The organism is Ralstonia pickettii, assembly GCF_001699815.1.
In the GTDB taxonomy this organism is placed as follows: Bacteria; Pseudomonadota; Gammaproteobacteria; order Burkholderiales; family Burkholderiaceae; genus Ralstonia; species Ralstonia thomasii.
Genome location: NZ_MCGB01000092.1, coordinates 34,177 through 51,309 on the forward strand (window position 1 = coordinate 34,177; position 17,133 = coordinate 51,309).

General features: G+C 64.1%; 17 protein-coding genes and 3 pseudogenes. 9 read left to right on the forward strand and 11 right to left on the reverse strand.

Annotation, left to right across the window (positions count from 1 at the left end):
* Positions 1 to 135: 135 nt before the first annotated feature.
* The gene (locus tag BEK68_RS19185) at positions 136 to 699 is read left to right on the forward strand and encodes a YbhB/YbcL family Raf kinase inhibitor-like protein (protein WP_012430177.1); all 564 of its coding nucleotides are present in this window, start codon (positions 136 to 138) and stop codon (positions 697 to 699) included.
* 49 nt (positions 700 to 748) lie between these two features.
* Here the strand turns inward: BEK68_RS19185 and BEK68_RS19190 are convergent, their stop codons facing one another.
* From BEK68_RS19190 to BEK68_RS19215, 6 genes are all read right to left on the reverse strand, one after another.
* Positions 749 to 1,735 (reverse strand): sulfonate ABC transporter substrate-binding protein, encoded by a 987-nt coding sequence (locus BEK68_RS19190; protein WP_012430178.1) that lies wholly within the window; start codon positions 1,733 to 1,735, stop codon positions 749 to 751.
* 97 nt (positions 1,736 to 1,832) lie between these two features.
* Positions 1,833 to 2,126 carry a DUF971 domain-containing protein gene (locus BEK68_RS19195; protein WP_012430179.1) on the reverse strand — a complete coding sequence of 98 codons (294 nt, stop codon included), beginning with the start codon at positions 2,124 to 2,126 and terminating at the stop codon, positions 1,833 to 1,835.
* On the reverse strand, positions 2,113 to 3,072 hold the full coding sequence (locus tag BEK68_RS19200) for a HEAT repeat domain-containing protein (protein ID WP_012430180.1): 960 nt from the start codon (positions 3,070 to 3,072) through the stop codon (positions 2,113 to 2,115). Before BEK68_RS19200 ends, BEK68_RS19195 begins: the two co-directional genes overlap by 14 nt.
* A 7-nt stretch (positions 3,073 to 3,079) precedes the next feature.
* Positions 3,080 to 3,346, reverse strand: coding sequence for a 4Fe-4S dicluster domain-containing protein (locus BEK68_RS19205; RefSeq protein ID WP_004627681.1), 267 nt, complete (start codon positions 3,344 to 3,346; stop codon positions 3,080 to 3,082).
* 2 nt (positions 3,347 to 3,348) lie between these two features.
* Entirely contained in the window at positions 3,349 to 5,073 is a 1,725-nt protein-coding gene (locus BEK68_RS19210; RefSeq protein WP_012430181.1) for a fumarate reductase/succinate dehydrogenase flavoprotein subunit, read from the reverse strand.
* Positions 5,070 to 5,855: a GntR family transcriptional regulator gene (locus BEK68_RS19215; protein ID WP_012430182.1), complete on the reverse strand. Its 786-nt coding sequence runs from the start codon at positions 5,853 to 5,855 to the stop codon at positions 5,070 to 5,072. The genes BEK68_RS19210 and BEK68_RS19215 overlap by 4 nt, the downstream gene beginning before the upstream one ends.
* A gap of 395 nt (positions 5,856 to 6,250) precedes the next feature.
* On the opposite strand from BEK68_RS19215, the gene BEK68_RS19220 reads away from it, so the two are divergent.
* The 5 genes and pseudogenes from BEK68_RS19220 to BEK68_RS19240 all read left to right on the forward strand — a co-directional run.
* A complete protein-coding gene (locus BEK68_RS19220) occupies positions 6,251 to 7,237 on the forward strand; it encodes an ABC transporter substrate-binding protein (protein ID WP_012430183.1) in 987 nt (328 codons plus the stop codon).
* A gap of 100 nt (positions 7,238 to 7,337) precedes the next feature.
* Positions 7,338 to 8,915 carry a sugar ABC transporter ATP-binding protein gene (locus BEK68_RS19225; RefSeq protein ID WP_012430184.1) on the forward strand — a complete coding sequence of 526 codons (1,578 nt, stop codon included), beginning with the start codon at positions 7,338 to 7,340 and terminating at the stop codon, positions 8,913 to 8,915.
* A complete protein-coding gene (locus tag BEK68_RS19230; RefSeq protein ID WP_012430185.1) occupies positions 8,912 to 9,961 on the forward strand; it encodes an ABC transporter permease in 1,050 nt (349 codons plus the stop codon). The genes BEK68_RS19225 and BEK68_RS19230 overlap by 4 nt, the downstream gene beginning before the upstream one ends.
* A complete protein-coding gene (yjfF, locus tag BEK68_RS19235) occupies positions 9,958 to 11,031 on the forward strand; it encodes a galactofuranose ABC transporter, permease protein YjfF (protein ID WP_012430186.1) in 1,074 nt (357 codons plus the stop codon). Before BEK68_RS19230 ends, yjfF begins: the two co-directional genes overlap by 4 nt.
* Positions 11,032 to 11,095: 64 nt before the next feature.
* A pseudogene (locus BEK68_RS19240) lies at positions 11,096 to 11,440 on the forward strand (type II 3-dehydroquinate dehydratase); the annotation flags it as partial.
* Between the two features lie 48 nt (positions 11,441 to 11,488).
* On the opposite strand, the gene BEK68_RS19245 reads toward BEK68_RS19240, so the two are convergent.
* From BEK68_RS19245 to BEK68_RS19255, 3 genes are read right to left on the reverse strand one after another with little or no spacing between them, the layout of a single operon-like run.
* The gene (locus BEK68_RS19245) at positions 11,489 to 12,058 is read right to left on the reverse strand and encodes a YdeI/OmpD-associated family protein (RefSeq protein WP_012430188.1); all 570 of its coding nucleotides are present in this window, start codon (positions 12,056 to 12,058) and stop codon (positions 11,489 to 11,491) included.
* Between the two features lie 37 nt (positions 12,059 to 12,095).
* Positions 12,096 to 12,521, reverse strand: coding sequence for a lipocalin-like domain-containing protein (locus BEK68_RS19250; protein ID WP_012430189.1), 426 nt, complete (start codon positions 12,519 to 12,521; stop codon positions 12,096 to 12,098).
* Between the two features lie 22 nt (positions 12,522 to 12,543).
* Complete coding sequence (locus BEK68_RS19255; protein WP_012430190.1) at positions 12,544 to 13,206, reverse strand: dihydrofolate reductase family protein; 663 nt, start codon at positions 13,204 to 13,206, stop codon at positions 12,544 to 12,546.
* Between the two features lie 175 nt (positions 13,207 to 13,381).
* On the opposite strand from BEK68_RS19255, the gene BEK68_RS19260 reads away from it, so the two are divergent.
* A complete protein-coding gene (locus tag BEK68_RS19260; protein ID WP_012430191.1) occupies positions 13,382 to 14,305 on the forward strand; it encodes a recombination-associated protein RdgC in 924 nt (307 codons plus the stop codon).
* A 77-nt stretch (positions 14,306 to 14,382) separates the two neighbouring features.
* Here BEK68_RS19260 and BEK68_RS19265 read toward each other — a convergent pair.
* A pseudogene (locus BEK68_RS19265) lies at positions 14,383 to 14,880 on the reverse strand (LysR substrate-binding domain-containing protein); the annotation flags it as partial.
* Here BEK68_RS19265 and BEK68_RS26590 point away from each other — a divergent pair.
* Positions 14,879 to 15,140: pseudogene (locus BEK68_RS26590) on the forward strand (MFS transporter); the annotation flags it as partial. The pseudogenes BEK68_RS19265 and BEK68_RS26590 overlap by 2 nt on opposite strands.
* A gap of 90 nt (positions 15,141 to 15,230) precedes the next feature.
* On the opposite strand, the gene BEK68_RS19275 reads toward BEK68_RS26590, so the two are convergent.
* Positions 15,231 to 15,662 (reverse strand): hypothetical protein, encoded by a 432-nt coding sequence (locus BEK68_RS19275; protein WP_012430192.1) that lies wholly within the window; start codon positions 15,660 to 15,662, stop codon positions 15,231 to 15,233.
* A gap of 369 nt (positions 15,663 to 16,031) precedes the next feature.
* Here BEK68_RS19275 and BEK68_RS19280 point away from each other — a divergent pair, with 369 nt between their 5' ends.
* Positions 16,032 to 17,132 (forward strand): branched-chain amino acid aminotransferase, encoded by a 1,101-nt coding sequence (locus BEK68_RS19280; RefSeq protein ID WP_004627649.1) that lies wholly within the window; start codon positions 16,032 to 16,034, stop codon positions 17,130 to 17,132.
* The last annotated feature ends 1 nt before the right edge of the window (position 17,133 follow it).

Genomic DNA, 17,133 nt, shown 5'->3' on the forward strand with positions numbered 1-17,133 from the left:
TAAACGCGGCGCGCTGAGGCGCGGTATTGTCGCACGGCAATCTGATGGGGATCTGTGCGTTGTGCCTCTGCGCAGCGGCGGCGCATTCGCGTATTGTGGTGCCCGTTCGCCGCTTTTTCTGCCAGGAGATCTGCCTTGAAGCCCATCCTATTTCGCGCGTTGTTGTCGCTGGCGTGCCTGTCCGCTGTGCCGCATGTGCATGCGCAGGCCGATACCACGTTCACCGTCGAATCGCCTGCCTTTGCCGACAACGGCGTCATGGACCGCAAGTACGCCGGCAAGAACCCCGCCAACGCCAATTGCACGGGCGACAACGTCTCGCCGCCGCTGCACTGGTCGAACGTGCCCGCGGGCACCAACAGCCTTGTGCTGATCGTCTCCGACCCGCAGGGCGCGGGCGGCCTGGGCGTGAACCACTGGATGGCCTACGGTATGCCGGCCACGCAGACGAGCCTGCCGGAAGGCGCCGGCACCGGCCCGGCGCTGCGCATGGGCCAAAACTCCATCGGCAAGCCGGCGTATCTCGGGCCGTGTCCGCCCAAGGGCACCGGCATGCATCACTACGTATTTTTGCTGATCGCCACGGACCTGGCGCCGGATGCGCTGCCCAATGGGCTGACCCGCGCTGAACTGGATGCGGCCATCAAAGGGCATAGCAAAGGCGCCGCAGCCTGGATCGGCCGATTCGGCAACTTTTGACGGATGCGAGGCCGCTCACGGTTCCGCGCTGCGCGCGGCCGGCGGCGGCTCACAATCCCGCTACCGGAAAATTCGCCTGCCAGACAGCGCTTTGTACGTTCACCGGTTTCGGAATCAGCTTCTGCTGCAGGAACAGGTCGGCAATCTGCTGCTGCGAGGCCACGATCTGCGGCGTGACCGGCGTGACGCCGTAGGGCACGCGCCGCAACCAGGTCTCGACAACGGGCTGCTCGATGCCGAGTTTGGGCGCCAGCAGGGCGGCGGTTTCCTGCGGATGCTGATTCACCCACAGCCCCGCCGTGCGCAACTGGGCCAGGATGGCATTGACCGCGCGCGGATGCGTGTTCACGAATTCCGGCGTGGCTTCGTAGAAGTTGAACACCGGCAGCTCGCTGAAATCGCCCAGCGTGCGTGTCTTCAACGCCTTCTGTGCCAGCGCGTAATACGGATCCCACACGACCCACGCATCGACCGCGCCGCTCTCGAAGGCTGCGCGCGCCTCGGCCGGTGGCAGGTAGATCGGCTGAATATCCTGCACCGTGAGGTTGGCGCGACGAAGCAGCTGCACCAGCAGGTAGTTGGAGCTGGAGCCCTTTTGCAGCGCGATGCGCTTGCCTTTCAGGTCAGCCACGCTGTGCGCGGGTGAGCTGTCGAGCACGAACAGCGCCTCGTTGGTCTTGCCGCCCGGCTCGGCCCCCACATAGACAAGGCGTGCGCCTGCGGCCTGCGCAAACACAGCCGGCGGCGCGCCGGTGTAGCCGAACTCAATGCTGCCGGTGTTGAGCGCCTCCAGCAGTTGAGGCCCGGCAGGGAATTCCTTCCATTCCACCTTGTAGCCAAGCTCGGCCAGCGGTTTGTCGAGCGCGCCTTGCGCTTTCAGCACCGCCAGCAGTCCGGCTTTCTGAAAGCCGATACGCACCGTGGTCGGCTCGGCGGCCTGCGTCAGGCCTGCGCACAGCGCCATGCCGGCGCCAAGCAATGCGGCCAGCCAGCGTCGGCGGCCAGATGGGGCGGTGTGGGGCGGATGGCTTTGCATGGTTCCTCCTGCGTCGTCTGTGTTGTGCAGCTGATGCTACGGACAGCGCACGCACGAAGGAACGAACAAGATTGCATGTGGATAGACGCCGCCAACGTCAGCCCGGCGCTGCTATGGCGACAAGCTCCGCCAGATACGCCCACGGATAGATGCCGCGCGCATGTCCATCACTGAAAACCAGTTGCACGCCGTAACCCGCAGGCGCGATGCTGGTGACGCGCACGGCGGCCGGCACGTTGATCGGCGTGCCGTGATGGCGCTTGAACTGGCACTCCGCACAGCGGCACGCCTCGCGCAATGCCGCGTGGTCAAGTACGACAACGGCGTCTGCCCAGTGCAACCGCAGCCGGCCTTGGGCGACGTCGTTGTCGATACGCTCAGGCGGATGCACGGGCGCGCTCGATTTGTGCCAAGGCGATCCGCACGGCCTTGACGACTTCCGGGTCGCCATCGGTTTGTGCGCTGCGCAGGGCGGGCAGGGCAGAGGCTTCGCCGATCTCTCCCAGTGCGAGTGCCGCCTCCTTGCGCAGGTTGCTGATTGGGTGCGTGAGCAACGCAGCGAGCGCATCGACGGCATGCGCGGCGCGCCACCGGCCAAGCGCGCGGGCCGCCTGTAGACGGACCTGCCAATATGCATCGGCCAGCGCATCCACCAACGCCTGCGTGACATGTAGGTCCGGAGCCAACGCCCGCAGTTTGCCGAGCGTGCTGGCGCTTTCCTCGCGCACGCGCCAGGCGGTGTCATGCAGCGCAGCGAGCAGCGCGGGCAGCACGGCAGCATCGGTGGCGAGGCCGAGGGCGCCCACTGCGGCACGGCGCACGTCGACATCCGCGTCATGGCGTGCGCGTTCCGCCAGAGCAGGCAATGCGCCCACATGCTTGCGCCAGCCGAGCACCGCAACGGCCTCGCGACGCACGGCGGCGTCGGCGTCTTGCAAGGCGTGCAGCGCGGGTGCTTCGCTCTCGGGCACGCGCAGTTCACGCAGCCCACGCAATGCGGCGGCGCGTACAAAGGCGCTGGCATGGTCGACGTAAGCCAACAGCGCGGACGCAGACTCGGGCGATTTCAAATCGGCCAGGCCGATTGCCGCGGCATCACGCACGGCGCCATCCACATCTTCCAGCGCGCGGGCGAGTGCGGCCACGGTATCCGGCTGTTCCCACGTTGCGAGGATTCGCGCAGCTTCCAGCCGAACTTCGGGGGCAGGGTCTTGCTCAAGCAGGGCAATCACGTTTGGCAGCGAATCGGCGTCTTCTTCATCGGCGATCTGCAGCAGGGCAACGCGGCGGGTGGCGGCATCCGCGTCGTGCAGGCGCGCCAGGGGTGTTGTCGTCATCGCCGCCTCAACGCAACAGGTACGGGATGTCGACCTTCACCGCGCCGGTCGGGCAGTCCTGCTCGCACGGCATGCAGTACCAGCATTCATCGAATTGCATGAAAGCCTTGCCTTTGGTCAGGTCGATGGCGAGCAGGTCGAGTGGGCAGACGTCGACGCACACGGTGCAGCCCTTGTCGGCAATGCACTTGGCTTCGTCGATGGTGACGGGCGCGCTGCTGCGCGAGGTGATGTCGTGCGGCGTGTGGGTGAAATGAACGGTCGTCTGTTGCATTGTCATGCAGCCTTCGGAATGCGCATCTGCGCGTAGGAATCGGTGCCGAGCACATCGACAGGGATGACGTACGGCTCAACCGCCTGCTTGCGGCTGGCCATGGCGCCGTGTGCGTCCTTGTACAAGCGCGTGTGGCAGAACCAGTTGGCGTCGTCGCGTTCGGGGTAGTCCACGCGATGGTGATACAGGCCCCAGCGGCTCTCGGTGCGGAAGAGCGAAGCGCGCGCGGCCATCTCGGCGCAATCGCGGATGAAGCTGACTTCCATCGCGCGCATCAGCTCGTGCGGGTTGCGCGCGTGCAGGTGCGTGATGTCTTCGGCAATCTCGTCGAAGCGGCGCAGGCCGATTTCCATCTTGCGCGTGACCTTGGGCGGCTGCAGGTAATCGTTCACCATGCGGCGCAGCTTGTATTCCACCTGGGCGGGGGCCAGTCCGTGGTCGCGTTGCAGCGGCGCAAAGATGCGCGCGCGTTCTCGTTCGATCTGCGCGTCGTCGACGCGGGCGACGCCTTGCCGGCCCGCGATGTAGTCCGCCGCGTTCTGCCCCGCAAACCAGCCATACGTAAACGCGCCGAGCATGTAGTTGTGCGGCACGGCCGCCATGTCGCCCGCCGCGTAAAGGCCCGGCACGGTGGTTTCCGCGCGTGCATTCACATACACGCCAGACGCGCTGTGCCCGCTGCAGAAGCCGATTTCCGAGATGTGCATCTCCACCATCTGCGTCCGGTAATCGGTGCCGCGCCCCGCGTGGAAGCGGCCGCGGCTCGGGCGCTCGTTAGTGTGCAGGATGGTCTCGATGGTCTGGATGGTTTCTTCGGCCAGATGGTCGAGCTTGAGAAACACCGGCCCCTTTCCGCCCTGCAGCTCCTGGTAGAACTCCCACATCATCTGGCCGCTCCAGTAGTCGCACTGGATGAAGCGTTCGCCGCGCGCGTTGGCGGTGTAGCCGCCCAGCGGGCCGGTCACATACGCGCAGGCGGGGCCGTTGTAATCCTTGATGAGCGGGTTGATTTGGAAGCATTCCAGGTTGGAAAGCTCCGCGCCCGCGTGATACGCCATGGCATAGCCATCGCCCGCGTTGGTGGGGTTTTCGTATGTGCCCATCAGGTAGCCGGAGGCCGGCAAGCCAAGCCGCCCTGCAGCGCCGCAGCTCAGCACCACGGCCTTTGCGCGCACCACGAGGAAATCCGCCGTGCGGCAATCGAAGCCGAGCACGCCGCAGGCGGCGCCATCGGCATCCGTCAGCACACGCGTGACGACAATGCGGTTCGTGATCTCCACCCGCGCACGCTTGAGCTGGCGATACAGCACCTTCTTGATGTCGTGCCCCTCCGGCATCGGCAGCACGTAGCTGCCCATGTGGTGGACCTTCTTGACGGCATAGTCGCCGGTTTCGTCCTTCTCGAACTTCACGCCCCAGCGGTCAAGCTGCTCGATGGTGGCAAAGCTGTGCTGCGCATACGCATACACGCCCGATTGATCGACGATGCCATCGTTGGCTAGCGTGATCTCGCGCGTGTATTGCTCAGGCGTGGCATGCCCGGGGATGACCGCGTTGTTCAGTCCGTCCATGCCCATCGAGATGGCGCCGCTGCGCTTCACGTGCGCCTTGTCGATCAGCAGCACACGCAGCGCAGGGTTGCGTTCTTTTGCCTTGATGGCCGCCATCGGGCCGGCCGTGCCGCCGCCCACGACGACGAGGTCGTACTCCAGTTCCAACGTGTTCATTTGGTGCCTTGCAAAGGAAGGATGGATTGCGCATGCGCCGCCACCTGCCGATCCAGCCGAAGCCGGTACTGGAAAGCGTCGCCGCGAAAATACAGGCGTTCAAAATCGATGGGCGTGCCCTGTGCGTCGTGCGTCAGACGCTCCACGCGCAACAGTGCCGCGCCTGCGCCCGTGTCGAGTGCGGTTGCGGTGGCGTGGTCGGCCAGCGCCGCATCGATGGCCAGCGTCGCATGACCGAGCGCCACCCCTGCGTCCTGCTCCAGCACGAGGAAAACATCGCGCGTGACGAGGTCCGCCCGCGCGACGCTGCTGCCCAGCGGCTCCGGCAGCCACGTCACCTCAAGGGAAACCGGCACCTGATCGAGCAACCGCACGCGATGCAATTCCGTGACGGCCGTGCCAGGTGCCAGTTGCAGCGCCTGTGCCACGTCGGTCGGCGCGGGCAGCGTGCGCAGCTTCAGCACGCGGTTACGGATGGCATGACCTTGTGCCGACATCGCCTCGGCAAAGCCCTGCAGCGCCGTCACGTTCTGAAAGGCCTTGGGCTGGCTCACAAACGTGCCTTTGCCGTGACGGCGGAAGATCAGCCCTTCGTTCTGCAGATCGGCCAGTGCCTGACGCACGGTGATGCGACTGGCGTTGAACTGCTCGCCCAGCGCCGCTTCCGACGGCAGCAGCGAGGCCGGCGCGTAGTGGCCGCTGAGAATGCCCTCGCGCAGCGTGCCCTTGATGCGCTCATAGAGCGGCGGGGCAGGTTGGCGGTGCAAATTTGAGGTGGTCATCGATAGGCGCAACTCGTCATAACAAGTGCGCCCAGTGTAAAAAGCAGGCGTATGCAGCGGAACGAAGCTTTTTCGATATGCATGCTCGGTTTTTGGCATACGCCGCCGCCACAGCTCTGGCTGAGCGGTCTGCACAGCTGGCATCGCCTTGCGCGATGTTGGTGCGCTGCACGATGCGCAAACGCTGTGTCTGATATCAAAACCGATATCAGTCAGCCCCCAAAAAAACATTAGACGGTCATGTCAGGCTGTCCATACCATGGCTCACCACGGATCACCGGCAAGGGAAGACGGGCGCCGCATGCCGGATTCGACTCGTGTATCGCGTTGCAAAGACGACGTGCGCAGCCCCGGGGGTAGTGACCGGCTGCGTTCCACCATAACGGAGACAAACGATGCAAAAAACGAGCGCTGCGTGCGCCAGACGGACCGTATTGACCTTCCTGGCTACGGCCGGTGTGCTGCTGGCCACGGGCTTGGCGACAGCGGCGCACGCGGCTGACAAGTCGTTCACCATGGGTTTTGCCCAGGTGGGCGCCGAGAGCGAATGGCGGACCGCCAATTCGGAGTCGATCAAATCGACGGCCAAGGCGCAGGGCGTGAACCTGAAGTTCTCCGACGCGCAGCAGAAGCAGGAAAACCAGATCAAGGCAATCCGCTCGTACATCGCGCAGAAGGTCGACGTCATTGCGTTCTCACCGGTGGTGGAATCCGGCTGGGACACGGTGCTGCAGGAGGCCAAGGCCGCCAAGATTCCGGTCATCCTGACCGACCGCGGCATCGACAGCAAAGACACCTCGCTCTACACCACGTTCATCGGATCGGATTTCGTCGAGGAAGGCCGCAAGGCGGGCCGCTGGCTGCTTGAAAACGTCAAGCCCAAGGGTGACGTGAACATCGTCGAGCTGCAAGGCACCGTCGGCTCTGCGCCCGCCATCGACCGCAAGCGCGGGTTTGAAGAGATCATCAAGGCCGACCCGCACTACAAGATCATCCGCTCGCAAACCGGCGACTTCACCCGCGCCAAGGGCAAGGAAGTGATGGAAGCCTTCCTGAAGGCCGAGGGTAAGAAGATCAACGTGCTGTACGCGCACAACGACGACATGGCGATCGGTGCCATCCAGGCCATTGAAGAGGCAGGGCTCAAGCCGGGCAAGGACATCACCATCATCTCGATCGACGGCGTGAAGGGCGCGTTTGAAGCCATGATGGCCGGCAAGCTGAACGTCACGGTGGAATGCAGCCCGCTGCTCGGGCCGCAACTGATGGACACCGCGCGCGCCGTGCTGGCAGGCAAGACCGTGCCCAAGCGCATCGTCACCAAGGAAGGCATCTTCCCGATGGAGGTGGCGGCCAAGGAGTTCCCGAACCGCAAGTACTGAGGGGGGGGCATTCGCAAGCCCTTTGCTGAATCGGGGAATGCAGGCGGGGCGGGTGACGGTGACTCGCCTTGCCGGTATGCACCCTCAACAGGCCACACCCATGTCCGATCACGTTGATCAACCCGCCGCGACAGATGCACGCGGCGCGCTGCTGCACATGCGCGGCATCTGCAAGAACTTTCCCGGCGTGCAGGCGCTGGCCGCGGTCGATTTCCGCTTGTTTCCCGGAGAAGTGCACGCTCTGATGGGGCAGAACGGCGCCGGCAAGTCGACGCTCATCAAGGTGCTGACGGGCGTTGAAGCGCCCGATGCGGGCGAGATCGTGCTCGGCGGTCAGCCCATCGCGCCAAGCTCGCCGCTGGAGGCGCAAAAGCTCGGCATCAGCACGGTGTACCAGGAGGTCAATCTCTGCCCGAACCTGACCGTGGCGGAGAACATCCACATCGGCCGCTTTCCCATGCGCATGGGCAGCATCGACTGGCGGGCCACCAACCGGGCGGCGCAGGCGCTGCTGGCTGATCTGAACATCCACATCGACGTGACGCTGCCGCTGTCGCTGTATCCGGTGGCCATTCAGCAGATGGTGGCGATTGCGCGCGCGCTTTCCACCGAAGCCCGCATCCTGATCCTGGACGAGCCCACCTCCAGCCTGGACGATGACGAAGTAGCCCGCCTGTTTGCCGCCATCCGCACACTCAAGGCACGCGGCATGGCCGTGCTGTTCGTCACGCATTTTCTGGAGCAGACCTACGCGATTGCCGACCGCATTACCGTGCTGCGCAACGGCCGGCTGGAGGGCGAATATGCCGCGCGCGATCTGCCGCAACTGCAACTGATCAACAAGATGGTCGGGCGCGACATCGATGCGAGCCGCTTCGAGCGCACCGAGGTGCCATCCGTGGATGACACCGCGCCCGCATTCCTGAGCGCGCGCGGCATGGGCCGTCGTGGTGTCGTGCAACCGCTCGATCTGGACGTCCGCCCCGGGCAGGTGCTCGGCCTTGGCGGCCTGCTCGGCTCAGGCCGAACGGAGACCGCGCGGCTGCTGTTCGGCGTTGACCGCAACGATGCGGGCTCGATCAACGTGCACGGGCAAGCGCGCCAGTTCAGCTCGCCGCGTGATGCCATCCGCCAGGGCATCGGCTTCTGCCCGGAAGACCGCAAGACCGAGGGCATCATCGCCGAGCTGTCGATTCGCGAGAACATCATCCTCGCGCTTCAGGCCAAGCGCGGGCTGTTCCGCTATCTGCCCAAGAAGCGCCAGCGCGAGATTGCCGACCAGTACATCGCCCAGCTCGGCATCAAGACGCCCGACGCTGAAAAGCCGATCGGCCAACTCTCGGGCGGCAACCAGCAGAAGGCCGTGCTCGCGCGCTGGCTGGCGACCGACCCGGCCATGCTGATCCTGGACGAACCCACGCGCGGCATCGACATTGCCGCCAAGCTCGACATCATGGACCTGGTGACCGCGCAGTGCCGCAAGGGCATGGCGATCCTGTTCATCTCCAGCGAGCTGCCGGAGGTGCTGCGCGTGAGCCACCGGCTGGCGATCCTGCGCGATCGCAAGAAGGTGGGCGAGCTGGCCGGCGCCGATGTGACGGAAGACAACCTGTGCCACGTGATTGCCGGCGGCGACGTGCCCGCCAGCCAATCCACCACCACCGGAGGCGCTGCATGAACCCCGTCAATCTGCGCGCACTGACTGGCCACCGATTGTTCTGGCCGGGCGTGACGCTGCTTTTGCTGTGTCTGCTCAACGCGTGGTTCAACCCGCATTTCTTTCACCTCGACATTCGTAATGGGCATCTGTACGGCAGCCTGATCGACATCCTCAACCGCGCAGCACCGCTCATGCTCGTATCGCTCGGCATGACGCTGGTGATTGCGGTGGGCGGCATCGATATTTCAGTGGGCGCGGTGGTCGCCATTTCCGGCGCCATTGCGGCATCGCTTGTCGGCGGCACGCTGGTCGTGCAGAACGGCCTGCCCGTGTATGTGACCAAGGCCCCACTGCTGCTGGCGCTGCTGGCTGCGGTGGGCGCAGCGTTGGTGTGCGGCCTGTGGAATGGCCTGCTGGTGGCGGGTGCGGGCATGCAGCCCATCATCGCCACGCTGATCCTGATGGTGGCCGGCCGCGGCGTGGCGCAGCTCATTACCGGCGGCCAGATCATCACCGTGTACTACGAGCCGTTCTTCTTCGTGGGCAATGGCTATCTGTTCGGGCTGCCGTTTGGGTTGTACATCGCGGCTGCTGTGCTGGGCCTGTTGTTGCTGTTGATGCACCGCACGGCGCTGGGTCTGTTTGTCGAGGCCGTCGGCATCAACCCCGTGGCCGCGCGTCTTGCGGGGCTCAACACCAAGGCGCTGCTGTTTGGCATCTACGCATTCTGCGGCGCCATGGCCGGTGTTGCGGGGCTCATCATCTGCTCCAACGTCAAGAGCGCGGACGGCAACAACGCCGGGCTGCTGCTGGAGCTTGACGCCATCCTGGCCGTCACGCTGGGCGGTACCTCCCTGGCGGGCGGCAAGTTCAGCCTGTGGGGCAGCGTGATCGGGGCGCTCATCATCCAGACGCTGACCTACGCGATCTATTCGATGGGTGTGCCGCCAGAAATCAACCTCGTGGTGAAAGCCGTGGTGGTGTTTGCCGTATGCCTGGCGCAATCGGAGGCGTTTCGCAGCATGCTCTTTCAACGCCACAGCCGTGCGGGGGCGCAGTCATGAGAATCAATCCACGGCGCTTGCCGTTCTACGTCACGCTGTTTTTGTTTGCGCTGTTGTTCGGCTTCGGCTCGGTGACTTACACGGGCTTCTTCAGCGTGCAGGTGTTTCTCAATCTGCTGATCGACAACGCGTTCCTGATCGTCGTTGCTATCGGCATGACGTTCGTCATTCTATCGGGCGGCATCGATCTATCGGTGGGGGCGGTGGTGGCGCTCACCACCATGATCTCCGCCGCGCAGGTCGAACACCACGGCTGGTCGATCGGTGTGGTGGTGCCTCTGGTGCTCGCCGTCGGGTGCCTGTTCGGCCTGGTGATGGGCGTGCTGATCCAGGTGTTCCGGATTCAACCGTTCATCGTCACGCTGGGCGGCATGTTCCTCGCGCGGGGGCTGTGCTACCTCATCAGCATCGATTCGATCAGCATTACAGACCCGATCTATACCGCGCTGTCGCAGTACAAGATCCAGGTGGGCGGCGGCAATTACGTATCGCCCAGCGTGGTGATTGCGCTGGTCGTGTTTGCCGCGGCGGCGTGGCTCGCGCATTGCAGCCGCTTTGGCCGCACGGTGTACGCGCTGGGCGGCAATGAACGGTCTGCGTTGCTGATGGGTTTGCCGGTGGTGCGCACGCGCATCCTCGTCTATGTGCTCAGCGGGTTTTGCTCGGCACTGGGCGGCGTGCTGGTCACGTTCTACATGCTGTCCGGCTACGGGCTGCACGCGCAAGGTATGGAACTGGACGCCATTGCCGCCACGGTGGTCGGCGGCACGCTGCTCACTGGCGGCGTGGGGCTGATCAGCGGTAGTGTGGTGGGCGTGCTGTTGCTGGGCGTCATCCAGTCGCTGATCACCTTTGACGGCACGCTCAGCTCCTGGTGGGCGCGCATTGCCATTGGCGTGCTGCTGTGCCTGTTCTGCCTCATGCAGCGTTTCCTGGGGCGCGCGCAACGCGGAGCGTCATTGCCCCCGTCGACCCCGCACAGGCCGGCGCGGCCGTCGAACGAGACGGCCAAGGACGCCCCGGCCTCGGCCATCCTCATGCAGTCGCACGCCGTACCGCCTTTCAATTAGGCACACGCAGTTGCGGTTTCCCGTAGGCATACCGACCTTGTAAAGGTTGTTTCGTGCAACTATCAGATTGCAGGCGTTGGGCGCCGAACCTGGCGTGCAGGTGGAGTCATTCCAAACCAACAGCGAAGCGGCGATGTGCGAGCGCATTCATGGTGCGTTCGAAGAGCGCCAGGACGCCGTGCTGATTAACGCAGGCGCGTGGACGCATTACAGCTACGGCATCCGCGATGCGCTGGCGATCCTGACGTGTCCGGTGGTGGAATTGCATATGTCCAACATCCACGCACGCGAGCCGTTCCGACATCACTTGGTATTTGCTGACATCGTCAGCGGGCAGATCTGCGGGTTTGGCGTCCAGAGTTACCTTCTGGCCCTGCGGGCGGCGGCATCGGCAATCGATCACGCTTAGCGGCGGCGGTCCTTCGTGAACCGATAGCGCTTTCCAGTTTCGACAATGCTATGGATGAAGCTTCTCGCCCTTGTTCAGCATGTCGATGAACTGAGTAATCTTCTTGGCACGCGTCTCGGCCTTCTTTACGTTCTGGATCCTGAACAGAATCGCGTACCGGTTCTGGCCATTCAAGGTAGCGAAGAATTGCTTGGCCTTCGGGTTGGCATCCAAAGCCTGCTGCAGGTCATCCGGCACGGTTGACGTACCCGCAGGCGAATAGGCCGCCTCCCAGCGGCCGTCTTGCTTGGCCAGCTCGATTGCGCGAAGCCCTGCAGGGCGCATTCTCCCGGCGGTGATCAAGGCTTCAGCCTTGGCGGTGTTGATCTTCGACCAGATGCTCTTGGCGGTTCTGGGCGTGAACCGCTGCAGCCAGTAGTGCTCGTTTTCCGCCTGCTTTTGCCCGTCGATCCATCCATAGCAGAGGGCGCTCTCAACGGCCTCTGCATAAGACACGGTGGATTGTTCGGCCGACCGCCTTGCGATGCGGAGCCAGACACCGGTCACAGTCTCTCCGTGGGTTTCCAGCCAGGCTTCCCAGGCTTCCTGATTGATGAAGGAAAGTTTTGGATTGTGCATCGCGCTGGACCGTTCGCCATCGAGTTTGTCGGAGACGTTACTCGCGCCTGAAACCGAGAACACCCCTGCCCATTGCGTTTTCGGAAACCAATGGGTTCGGCATCCACGCCGTGCGCACTTCCAGCTTGTCTCCATCCAGCGTATAGAACCGTTCCTGCTCCGTGCCGGTCCAGGCTTCATTCCAGGACGCGTCAACCTTCGTGATGAACCGATCGTCTTCGACCCGATACCGCCCGGTATAGGCCACGATCGTGCGGAACAGCGCCGCCAGCTTCTCGTCTGTATTCCCCTGCTCCCGCACTTTCGCGGTGAGGAGCACCATCATGCGCCCGTCAGCGCCGAAGATCAGCGACCCATTGGGATCAGCGCCCCAGGGCTGCGTACGCTCCTTAGTCTCCTGAAGCTCGGTCTCGAAAGACAACAGCCGCCAGCTACCGTGCAGCTTCGTATCGCGCTCAGTCATCGTTCGTCCTGTCATCGCTCGTTTAAGTATTCGTAGGCAATGGGCGCCGCAAAACAACATGCGTCGCCTTTTCTGATGCTACGGATTCAACGCACGCGTAGCCCAGCGCTCGCAAGTCGATCCCCTCAAACAGGGGTTCCCCTCGGCCAAGCAAGACCGGCGAGATCGCGATGTGCAGTTCATCGATGAGGCCTTCACGCAGGTACTGCCGGATGGTGCTCGGCCCTCCGCCAATGCGTACATCCTTCCCGCCAGCGGCCTCGCGCGCACGGTCGAGCGCTTCTCGAAAGCCGCCTGTGATGAAGTGGAAGGTCGTGCCGCCCGCCATCTCGATGGGCGCACGCGCGTGGTGGGTCAACACGAAAACGGGAACGTGATACGGCGGGTTGTCGCCCCACCAGCCTTTCCAATTGTCGTCGGGCCAATCCCCGCGAATGGGGCCGAACATGTTGCGCCCGAGAATCCACGCCCCCACGTTCCGGAAACTACGGGCGGCAAAGTCATCGTCAACGCCAGTTGTACCGCCGTCCTTGCCGAACAGGGTCCGCTGGAACGTGCGCGTCGCGACCAGCCACTGGTGCAGCTCCATCCCGCCAATGCCGAGCGGATTGTTGATGTCCTGATCCGGACCTGCGCCGTATCCGTCAAGCGAGAGGGTGAAGCCCGCAACGCGAACGCGTGTCATCGTTTGTCTCCAGCTCCAATCGGACGCCCGATCGGTCATCAACGGATGCCGGCGTCAGGACCTGCATATTAGTACCGGGGCCAGCCGAACGTGCGGCGCGCGTCGGGCTGGCCATCGGCCGTTGGGGGGGAGGGCCCCGCCATCATTTAGAATCGCACACTTTGCCCGACCTCCCATGTGGTTCAAAAATCTCCAGCTTCATCGTCTGCCGGCACCTTGGGCCGTGACCCCTGACCAGCTTGAAAAGTGGCTGGCACCTCACGCGTTTCAACCGGGCAACAGCGTAGAAAAGCAGACCTTCGGCTGGGCCTCGCCGCGTGACGACGGCGCGCTCGTGTATTCGAACAACGGGCAGATGCTGCTGGTATTCCGTGCCGAGAAGAAGCTGCTGCCCGCGTCCGTCATCAATCAGGTGACCAAGGCCCGGGCGCTTGAGCTGGAGGAGCAGCAGGGCTTCAAGCCCGGCCGAAAGCAACTGCGCGAACTCAAGGAACAGGTGACCGACGAACTGCTGCCGCGCGCCTTCAGCATTCGCCGCGATACGCGGGTGTGGATCGATACGGCAAATGGCTGGCTCGTGATCGATGCAGCTTCGCAGGCGGTTGCCGACGACGTGCGCGGCCTGCTCGTCAAGTCGATCGATCAATTGCCACTCACCAGCGTGCATGTGAAGCATTCGCCTGTTGCGGCGATGACGGAGTGGCTGCTCTCCGGCGACGCGCCCGGCGGCTTCACCGTCGACCAGGACGCCGAGTTGCGCTCGACGGGCGAGGGCGGCGCCACGGTGCGATACGTTGGCCACGCGCTGGAGGCAGAAGACATGCGCCGGCACATCGAAGCTGGCAAGCAATGCATGCGGCTCGCCATGACCTGGGACGACCGGGTCTCCTTCGTGCTGACGCCGTCGCTCCTGATCAAACGCGTGACGCCGCTGGACGTGATCAAGGAAGCCGAAGACCCCACCGCGCAGAACGACGACGAGCGCTTCGACTCCGATGTCGCGCTGATGACCGGCGAGTTGGCGCGGATGCTGAGCGACCTGGTCGACAGCCTCGGCGGCGATCAGCTCGATGCCGTGCAACAGGCCAAGGCGGCCTGAGTTTCGTCAGCCGGCTTGAAGTTGCGCAGGAGTCGGTGCAGGTTGACGAGGCCGTATTGTCGTAACGTGAACGTTGCTCAGTCGGTCCGCCCGGCGCGCAGGTCGCTCTTGCGGATGAGCTGCAAGAGCGTTTCCGCAGGCTTGCTCAAGCGCCGTGCCAACAACGTGATGAACTCGATGGCCGGCAGCGGCGGTAAAACGTCGCCATTGACGGGCGGCACCAGCCCGCCGCCGGCCAGGTTTTGCGCACGCACGGTAATCCCCAGCCCGCCCCGGGCCGCGGCAATAGATCCGGAATGACTGCAGCTGGTGCAGACGATGCGCCACAGCCAACCCGCTGCGGCCAACGTGTCGAGCACGATGGAACGCGTCACGCTCGGCTCGTTGACGAGGATGAGCGGCAGCGGCTGAGTTACGTCGACCACGGTACCGGGCCGGGCAAGCCATTCGAGCTGCCCTCGGAACAGCGGGACACCACGTCGGCCGCCTTCGCGGCGCTTGCCGGCAATCAGGTCGAGCGAGCCGTCTTCGATGCCTTCGTACGGCTTGCTGGTCATCCCCATCGTGACCTCGACGCATCAGGATGCCGGCAGCGGCAACAGTTTGTGTTCGATGGTGCAGATACTCGCCATCGGCTTGGGCGTATCGATCGGAGGGGGGGCTTGTCAGCCTTTTCTCGGTCAAGCTTGGCGTGGCTGCGCCGGCGTATCGGCTGGCGTTCTTCACCATGGGCGTGGTGACCGTGTTTTCCGCGTTGATTTTCCGCAAGCTCGACGCGAAGCCCACGCCGTTGCTTACTAAGAACCTGGAAGCCGAGGCTGTACAGGCACGCTAAGGATACCGGCGCTTCATCCCGGGTACCTTCGAACGTGTAGCCGTCATGCGGGTTTATGTGTGCATGAATCTCCGCAAAACCGCTGCCAGGTTATCCGCGCATGCGCAAGAGATCGGCGTAAGAAATCAGTTTGCGTTTTCCTGTTCCGAGCGTCTTGCGCTTTGATGTCGAGCGAGCTGGTTTGCTGCGCTCGAACTTGGCCGCAGCACGTGCATCTTCCTTGGCATGCACGCTGGCGGACCTGGTTTCCGCCTTGACGCGTTCGGCTTCCAGCCGGGCGGCAACCCGCTCCTCGCGGGCAACTTCCTGCGCGGCCGAGAGGATTTCTGCCTTGAGTTGATCACGTCGCTGTTTGGCCGCAACGCGGGCGGCCTGCAGTTGCTCCTTACGTTGCCGAAGCCAGTCTTTTCGGCTTACCGGCGCGGGCCGTGCCTCTGCAGGCACACTCAGGCGCAAAGCCCGGCTGGCGGCAACTTTCTCGGCGTGGATCGGGCGGCGCGGATCGCGTTTCACATCACTCATGGTGCGCAACGCTCCCAGGCGGCACCGCTGTGCCGCCGAGCACCAACCAGCAGGGGATGGCGGATCATGACGTTCATTCTGTCAACCGTACCATAGGGCCCCATGTCCCGCAGGGGTGATGCGCGACCATCGAGTTCTTGGGCGTGCGAATGCATGGCCCTACCGTCATTCCAATGCGGAATCCACGTCAGCAAGGCGGCGTTTAAGCCGCTGCGTCACGGCAGCTGATGCCATTGGGCGCCTGCCCGGCGCATGGCTTTTCCGCCGCCTGCAATACCGCATGTGCGTGAATACGCCACCAAATTGCATCGCCGTTGGCGCAAAATAACGGTTTGGGCATTTTGCGCCCCTCGCACTCTTGGAGACGGTATGAACAACGTTGTCGAATCGGCTATTTCGATCGAGAAGCGCCCGAACCCTGTTCCGGCGGAAGAGCGCGCGCGCCTGCTGGAAAACCCCGCTTTCGGCCGCGTCTTCACGGATCACATGGCCACCATCCGCTACACCGAGGGCAAGGGCTGGCACGACGCCAAAATCGGCGCGCATGGCCCGATCCAGTGCGATCCGTCCACGCTGGTGCTGCACTACGCGCAGGAAATCTTCGAGGGCATGAAGGCCTACCGCCTGCCGGACGGCGGCGGTGCGCTGTTCCGCCCGGAAGCCAATGCGCGCCGGTTCCAGAATTCCGCCAAGCGCCTGGCGATGCCCGCGCTGCCGGAAGACCTCTTCCTGCAGGCCGTGCGCGAGCTGGTCAAGCTCGATCGCGACTGGATTCCGTCGGGCCAGGGCTCGGCGCTGTACCTGCGCCCGTTCATGATCGCCACCGAAGTGGTCCTGGGCGTGAAGCCTTCGGCCGAATACCTGTTCTGCGTGATTGCGTGCCCGGTGGGCGCGTACTTCAAGGGCGATGCATCGTCGGGCGTCACCATCTGGGTGTCGGACAACTACACGCGCGCCGCACCGGGCGGTACGGGCGAGGCCAAGTGCGGCGGCAACTACGCCGCCAGCCTGGTCGCTCAAGCTGAAGCCACCCGCGAGGGCTGCGACCAGGTCGTCTTCCTCGACGCGGTGGAGCGCAAGTGGATCGAAGAGCTGGGCGGTATGAACGTGTTCTTCGTCTTCGATGACGGTTCGCTGCAGACGCCGCCGCTGACTGGCACGATCCTGCCGGGCATCACGCGCGATTCGTTGATCACGCTGGCGCGCGGCATGGGCCTGACCGTGCGCGAAGAGCCGTACTCCATCGACCAGTGGCAGGCCGACGCCCAAAGCGGCCGCCTGCGTGAAGCCTTTGCGTGCGGCACCGCAGCGGTCGTCACGCCCATCGGCAAGGTCAAGGGCCACAAGCACAACTTCACCATCGGCGATGGCAAGGCAGGCGAGCTGACGACCAAGCTGAAGGCGGCGCTGGTCGATCTGCAGAACGGCCGCGCACCGGACCCGCACGGCTGGCTGGACCGCCTGTTCTGAA

Bases quoted from the DNA above. Each gene is read 5' to 3' on its own strand.
- BEK68_RS19255 (WP_012430190.1), bottom strand. From the start codon at position 13,206: ATGACACGCGTTCGCGTTGCGGGCTTCACCCTCTCGCTTGACGGATAC.
- yjfF (WP_012430186.1), top strand. From the start codon at position 9,958: ATGAGAATCAATCCACGGCGCTTGCCGTTCTACGTCACGCTGTTTTTG.
- BEK68_RS19275 (WP_012430192.1), bottom strand. From the start codon at position 15,662: ATGAGTGATGTGAAACGCGATCCGCGCCGCCCGATCCACGCCGAGAAA.
- BEK68_RS19230 (WP_012430185.1), top strand. From the start codon at position 8,912: ATGAACCCCGTCAATCTGCGCGCACTGACTGGCCACCGATTGTTCTGG.
- BEK68_RS19190 (WP_012430178.1), bottom strand. From the start codon at position 1,735: ATGCAAAGCCATCCGCCCCACACCGCCCCATCTGGCCGCCGACGCTGG.
- BEK68_RS19215 (WP_012430182.1), bottom strand. From the start codon at position 5,855: ATGACCACCTCAAATTTGCACCGCCAACCTGCCCCGCCGCTCTATGAG.
- BEK68_RS19210 (WP_012430181.1), bottom strand. From the start codon at position 5,073: ATGAACACGTTGGAACTGGAGTACGACCTCGTCGTCGTGGGCGGCGGC.
- BEK68_RS19220 (WP_012430183.1), top strand. From the start codon at position 6,251: ATGCAAAAAACGAGCGCTGCGTGCGCCAGACGGACCGTATTGACCTTC.
- BEK68_RS19260 (WP_012430191.1), top strand. From the start codon at position 13,382: ATGTGGTTCAAAAATCTCCAGCTTCATCGTCTGCCGGCACCTTGGGCC.
- BEK68_RS19250 (WP_012430189.1), bottom strand. From the start codon at position 12,521: ATGACTGAGCGCGATACGAAGCTGCACGGTAGCTGGCGGCTGTTGTCT.
- BEK68_RS19205 (WP_004627681.1), bottom strand. From the start codon at position 3,346: ATGCAACAGACGACCGTTCATTTCACCCACACGCCGCACGACATCACC.
- BEK68_RS19200 (WP_012430180.1), bottom strand. From the start codon at position 3,072: ATGACGACAACACCCCTGGCGCGCCTGCACGACGCGGATGCCGCCACC.
- BEK68_RS19280 (WP_004627649.1), top strand. From the start codon at position 16,032: ATGAACAACGTTGTCGAATCGGCTATTTCGATCGAGAAGCGCCCGAAC.
- BEK68_RS19225 (WP_012430184.1), top strand. From the start codon at position 7,338: ATGTCCGATCACGTTGATCAACCCGCCGCGACAGATGCACGCGGCGCG.
- BEK68_RS19245 (WP_012430188.1), bottom strand. From the start codon at position 12,058: ATGCACAATCCAAAACTTTCCTTCATCAATCAGGAAGCCTGGGAAGCC.